The sequence below is a fragment of the Actinomadura sp. KC345 genome, assembly GCF_004348515.1.
GTDB lineage: Bacteria > Actinomycetota > Actinomycetes > Streptosporangiales > Streptosporangiaceae > Spirillospora.
In genome coordinates this window covers 1-5,643 of sequence record NZ_SMKH01000409.1, presented here as the reverse complement: position 1 = coordinate 5,643, position 5,643 = coordinate 1, and the positions used below count along the sequence as shown (strand labels likewise).

The following is a 5,643-nucleotide window of genomic DNA, read 5'->3' as shown; positions in this document are numbered from 1 at the left end:
ACCACACCCCCCACCACCACGACCATCCACGTACTCCCCCAACTCCACCAACAACGACTCAACCGTCATGACACGACCCCTTTCGCCATCGTGCTTCGCTCGTATCGGATCGTTCGAGCATCGAAGAGTGTGCTGGTGAATCGCTCTATGGCGACTGGATCGCCGCACGGTGCGACGAAGACCTCTCCACCCGGTTTCGGAGAGCCCTCGAATGGCGCCGCCGATACTCCTGGTCATGTACGGCGTCGAAAACGCGCAGATCTACGAACTGATCCATGAGGGCAGGGGGAAGGACTACCTCGCCGAGGCCGAGGAGATCACCCGCCGGGTACGGAGGCTGAAGCCGGACGCCGGCGCGCTTCTGGACGTGGCCTGCGGAACCGGCGCGCACCTCGGGTACTTCGCCCGGCTCTTCGCGCGGGTGGAGGGACTCGAACTGTCGGAGGCCATGGTCGCGGTGGCCGCCCGCCGGCTGGCCGGCGTGCCCGTCCACGCCGGTGATATGCGCGCCTTCGATCTGGGGCGCACCTTCGATGTGATCACGTGCATGTTCGGGGCGCTCGGCTACGCCGAGACGGAGGCCGAACTGCGCGAGACGCTGCGGTGCTTCGCGCGGCACCTGGTGCCCGGCGGGGTGGCCGCCGTCGATCCGTGGTGGTTCCCCGAGAACTTCCTGGACGGGCATGTCTCCGGCGACGTGGCGGCGGTGGACGGGCTGACGGTCGCGCGGGTCTCGCATTCCGCTCGTGACGGCGCGGCCTGCCGGATGAACGTGCACTACGTGGTCGCCGGCGCGCGGTCGGGCGTCCGCCACTTCGAGGAGGCGCACCGCATCTCGCTGTTCCGGCGCGAGCAGTACGAGGCGGCCTTCGCCGCGGCCGGATTCACGGTCGGCTATGTCGACGGCCTGCACTCGGGCCGCGGCCTGTTCGTCGGCGTGCGCGACTGAGGGCCCGCGAAGGTGACCCGCCCTCCAACCTTCCTCGATCGGTTTGAGAGGCGGCCCGGTCACGGTGTGAACAGAACGCCCTTTCCGTCCATGGGGGGAATCATGCGTGCATTGTTCGTCGCCTCTCCCGGGCTCGGTCACCTCTTTCCCACGGTGCCCTTGGCCCAGGCGCTGCGCGCGGCCGGGCACGACGTCCGCTACGCCACAGGCGGGCTCAGCGTCGCCGCGTCCGACGCCGGGTTCACCGTTGTCGACGCCACTCCGGGTCTGGACTACCTCAAGGTCTACATGCCCGACGACACCTCCGCCGAGGAGGACGGCGACCCGGTGGACGGCAACCCCATGTTCGCCGAGGATCCCGAGGACGCCCAGCTCGCGAGGCTGTTCGCCCGGGTGTCGGGGGTCATGGTGGACGGCGTGCTGGAGGCCGCACGCTCATGGTCGCCGGACCTCGTGGTCGCGCCGCCGCTCCAGGGCGCCGGGGCCCTCGCCGCGAGTGCGCTCGGCCTGCCCCTCGCCGAGTTGCGGCTGGGCTCCTACGACAGCGGCTCGGGGCTGCGCGCCATGCTCCGGGAGGCCATGGACGCCGACTACGAGCGCCACGGGGTCACCGGCGCGCCGGCCGCGACCGCGCCGATCAGCGTTCTCCCGCCGAGCTTCACGGCGCTGCTGCCGCCGGAGCGCCGGTCGCGGGACGCGTGGCCGATGCGGCATGTCCCGTACAACGGCGGAGCGGTCCTGCCGGGGTGGCTGCTGGAGCGGCCGGCGCGGCCGCGGATCGCCGTGACGCTCGGGACCATCGAGGCGCAGTGGGGAGGCATCGCGGTGCTGCGCCCGCTGATCGCCGCGGCCGGCGGTGTGGACGCCGAGTTCGTCGTCACCCTCGGAGGCGGAGACGCCACGCTCCTGGGCCCGCTGCCCGACAACGTGCGGACCGTGGAGTGGGCGCCGCTGGACGCGCTGCTCGAGTCGTGCGCGGCCATCGTCCACCACGGGGGCAGCGGGACGACCATGACGGCGGTCGCCGCCGGAATCCCGCAGTGCGTGCTCCCGCGTGGGTCGTACCAGCAGACCGGTGGAGAGGTGATACCGCGGCGCGGGATCGGCCTGATCGCCGACGCCGACTCGATCGGGGCGGCCGAGTGCCAGGCGCTGCTGAAGGACGAGGGCATGCGGGACGCGGCCGAGCAGGCCCGGGAGGAACTGCGGTCGATGCCCTCGCCCGCCGAGCTGGTGCCCGAGCTGGTCGGGTTCGCCGGATGACCCCGTGCTCATCGACCGCGGCCCGGACCCGGGTCCCGGCCGCGTCCGGACGACGCTCTTTCCCGTATCCACTGGACAAGGACTGAATGACATGGTGGCCACCGGCGAACGTCCAACGCCCGAGTCCGTGACCGCGGACACCGTTCGGCGTTACAACGACCAGGGTTTCATCCACCTCCCGGGAGTGCTCCCCAAGGAGGAGGTGAAGAGGTACCGGGAGGCGGCCGAGGCACTCTTCGAGAGGGAGGGCCGGCAGATCTGGGGCGCCTCGGAACGGGAAGTGCAGATCCACTACGTGGAGGCGGCATGGCGCAAGGACGAGGCCATGCGCGATCTGGCGCTGCACCCGGTCATCACGGAGATCGCCGAGAGGCTGGCCGGAGGGCCCCTGCGCCTCTACGGCACCGATGTCCTGATGAAGGAGCCGGAGGAGCATCTGCCCACGGTCGTCCATGACGACGAGCCGGGACTGCCGCTGTCGAACCTGTCCAGGACCCTCACCGCCTGGACCCCGCTGGTCGACGTACCGGCCGAGCGCGGCTGCCTGACCTACATCCCCGGCTCGCACCTGCGCCCCGACGCCGACCGCCAGATTCACCTGACCGGCTTCTCCGAGTACCGCCCGATGGAGGACATCTGGCCGGACTACTCCTGGCAGCCGCGGGTCACCGTCCCGGTCCGGGCGGGCGATGTCGTCTTCCATCACTTCCGCACCGTTCACCTGGCGGACGTCAACCGCAGCGACGAGCCGCGCATCGCCTACGGAGTCGTCTACATGGACGCCGACGCCGTGTACCGTCCCGGCGTCCAGGACCATCCCGTCGCGCACCTGGAGCCCGGCCAGCCGGTGGGCGGCGAGAGCTTCCCCCTGATCCGGGCACAACGGTGACCAGGTCCCCGGGGCATCCGCTCCACCTGGCCAACGGGGAACTGTGGCTGCACAGGAGCAAGCGCGACCCCTATGCCGCGGTGCTGTGCGGGTTCGATGACGACCCCCACCCGTCCTATGAGGAGGTCCGCGCGCACGGCCCGCTGTGGCGGAGCCGTCTGGGCACCTGGGTGACCTCCGACCATGGCGTGGGCGGTCGGTTGCTCGCCCGGCCGGGGGTGAGGGTGTCGCTCGTCGACGAGAGGCTCTGGGCCGATCCCGGCTGGCGCGAACGCGCCGAGGAGCCGTGGGACGGGCACCGGGCCATGGTCGAGCGGATCTGCGCGACGGTACTGGACGAGCTCCCGGAGGAGTTCGACCTCGCCGCCGACGTCGCCGAGAGGGTGCCCGTCGCGGTGTTCGCCGAGATGTTCGGCGTCGCGCCGTCCCGGCTGGCCGGGGGAGTGGTGGCCGCGAGCCTCGCCCTGGACAGTGTGCTGAGCCCGCAGCGGCCGGACGGGATCCAACGCATGGTCGACGCCATCGACGACCTGTGCACCCTTTTCGCCGGGACGTCCATGCCCGAGGGCAGACCGCCGGCGGAGAGCGTCTTCCTGGCGGTGGTGGGTGCGCGGATCGCCGCGAACCTCATCGCGGGCGCGGTTCTCGCGTCGCTGGAGGACGGCCGGTGGTGGGCCGCGCTCGCCGAGGACCCCCGCCTCGCCGGGCTCGTCGTCGAGGAGACGCTGCGCCACGACCCTCCGCTGCACGTGGCCACCGGCACGGCGAGCGAGGACCTGGAGGTGGCGGGTGCGCGCATCGACGCCGGTGACCGGGTCGCGGTCCTCATCGGCGGCGCCAACCGGGACCCGAAGGTGTTCGCCGACCCCGGCGACTTCGTTCCCGGCCGGCGGGGCGAGCGGGGTCCGTTCGCGCTCACGCCCGTCCTGCCCCTGGGCGTGATGGCGCTGGCGCGTCTCCAGGCCGGGGCGGCGCTGCCCGCGATGGCCGCACGGTTCCCGCGGCTGAGCAGGCGCGGCCCCGTGCTCCGGCGCCGCAGGGCACCGGTGACCCGGAGCCTGCTGCGGTGCCCGGTCACGACGGGAGCCCGCGACCCGGGACGGTGCGGATGAGGATCCTGTTCACCTCCCTGGAGGGCAGCCATTTCCAGCTCCTGGTGCCGCTGGCGTGGGCACTGCGTGCGGCCGGCCACGACGTCCGGGCGGCCTGCAAGTCGGATGTGGTCGGCACCGTCACGCAGGCGGGCCTCTCGGCGGTACCGATCGACGGCGGACCGTGGCAGGAACCGCTGGGCCCCTTCCACTGGGAGGCCATCGCCCACTGCAACACGCTGGAAGACACCGAGCTGGCCGTGCGGCGGCCTTCATGGGAGGCGCTGCTGACCTACGAGAACCTCGTCGTCCCCGCGCTCTGGGCACCGCTGAACGCCGACGCGACGATCGACGACCTGGTCGCGTTCGCGCGGGGCTGGCGGCCCGACCTGGTGATCTGGGAGACCTTCTGCATGGCGGGCGCGGTGGCGGCCGTGGCCACCGGAGCGCCGCACGCCCGCCTGGTGTCCGGTCCGGAACTGGAGTTGCAGATGCGTACGCGCCGGCTCTTCCTGGACCGCGCGGGCGAGCAGGAGCCCGAGCACCGGGAGGACCCCACCGCGGAATGGCTCGACTGGACGCTGGATCGCGTCGGCTCCGAGCAGTCCTTCGACGAGACGCTGCTGACCGGCCAGTGGACGATCGACACACGGCCGGCGATCATGCGGGAGGACCTCGGGCTGGACACCGTCGAGATGCGGTACGTGCCCTACAACGGCCGCTGTGTCATGCCGCGCTGGCTGCGCGTCCCGCCGGAGCTTCCGCGCGTCTGCCTCACGCTCGGGATGAGCATCACCGGCGACTACGAGCTGTTCGACCTCGACACCATGCTCGCCGCGCTCCTGGCGACGCTGGGGGACATGCGCGTGGAAGTGGTGGCGGCGATCGCTCCGGCGCAGCGCGAGCGGCTCCCGGAGATCCCCGGCAACGTGCGGGTGGTCGATTTCGTGCCCCTCGACGACCTGCTCCCCACCTGCTCGGCGGTGGTGCACCACGGGGGCTACCAGACGAAGGCGACCGCGGAGCTGCACGGCGTCCCGCAGATCATCATCTCCGGCTGGGAGTGGGTCAGCGAGGCCATGGGGCGCGACTACGAAAAACAGGGCGCACTGCTGTCGATCCCGATACGGGAGTTCACCGCCGAGGGGTTCCGCGAGGCGGCCACGCGGGTCCTCGACGAGCCCGCGTTCACCGAGAACGCGCGGCGTCTCCGGCGTGAGATGGGCGCCATGCCCGCGCCGGGCGACATCGTTCCTCAGATCGAGAGAAGGGTCGTGTCATGACGGTTGAGTCGTTGTTGGTGGAGTTGGGGGAGTACGTGGATGGTCGTGGTGGTGGGGGGTGTGGTTTGGGTTTGCCGCCGGGGGTGTTCGGGTCGGTGGAGTTGTTCGGGTTGGAGTGTTCGCGGGTGTGGGGGCGGTCGTGGGTGTTGGTGGGGCATGCGGGTCAGG

The 5,643-nt window shown here is 71.5% G+C and carries 5 protein-coding genes; all 5 read left to right on the top strand.

Annotated elements, in window-relative coordinates:
- Nucleotides 1-235 precede the first annotated feature (235 nt).
- Nucleotides 236-949 carry a class I SAM-dependent methyltransferase gene (locus tag E1281_RS36800; RefSeq protein ID WP_131884323.1) on the top strand — a complete coding sequence of 238 codons (714 nt, stop codon included), beginning with the start codon at nucleotides 236-238 and terminating at the stop codon, nucleotides 947-949.
- Between the two features lie 102 nt (nucleotides 950-1,051).
- A complete protein-coding gene (locus E1281_RS36795; protein ID WP_131884322.1) occupies nucleotides 1,052-2,212 on the top strand; it encodes a nucleotide disphospho-sugar-binding domain-containing protein in 1,161 nt (386 codons plus the stop codon).
- 91 nt (nucleotides 2,213-2,303) lie between these two features.
- Nucleotides 2,304-3,101, top strand: a complete 798-nt coding sequence (locus E1281_RS36790) for a phytanoyl-CoA dioxygenase family protein (protein ID WP_131884321.1) — start codon at nucleotides 2,304-2,306, stop codon at nucleotides 3,099-3,101.
- Nucleotides 3,098-4,213: a cytochrome P450 gene (locus tag E1281_RS36785; protein ID WP_131884320.1), complete on the top strand. Its 1,116-nt coding sequence runs from the start codon at nucleotides 3,098-3,100 to the stop codon at nucleotides 4,211-4,213. The genes E1281_RS36790 and E1281_RS36785 overlap by 4 nt, the downstream gene beginning before the upstream one ends.
- The gene (locus tag E1281_RS36780; protein ID WP_131884319.1) at nucleotides 4,210-5,475 is read left to right on the top strand and encodes an activator-dependent family glycosyltransferase; all 1,266 of its coding nucleotides are present in this window, start codon (nucleotides 4,210-4,212) and stop codon (nucleotides 5,473-5,475) included. The genes E1281_RS36785 and E1281_RS36780 overlap by 4 nt, the downstream gene beginning before the upstream one ends.
- The last annotated feature ends 168 nt before the right edge of the window (nucleotides 5,476-5,643 follow it).

Bases quoted from the DNA above. Each gene is read 5' to 3' on its own strand.
- E1281_RS36800 (WP_131884323.1), top strand. From the start codon at position 236: ATGTACGGCGTCGAAAACGCGCAGATCTACGAACTGATCCATGAGGGC.
- E1281_RS36780 (WP_131884319.1), top strand. From the start codon at position 4,210: ATGAGGATCCTGTTCACCTCCCTGGAGGGCAGCCATTTCCAGCTCCTG.
- E1281_RS36790 (WP_131884321.1), top strand. From the start codon at position 2,304: ATGGTGGCCACCGGCGAACGTCCAACGCCCGAGTCCGTGACCGCGGAC.
- E1281_RS36795 (WP_131884322.1), top strand. From the start codon at position 1,052: ATGCGTGCATTGTTCGTCGCCTCTCCCGGGCTCGGTCACCTCTTTCCC.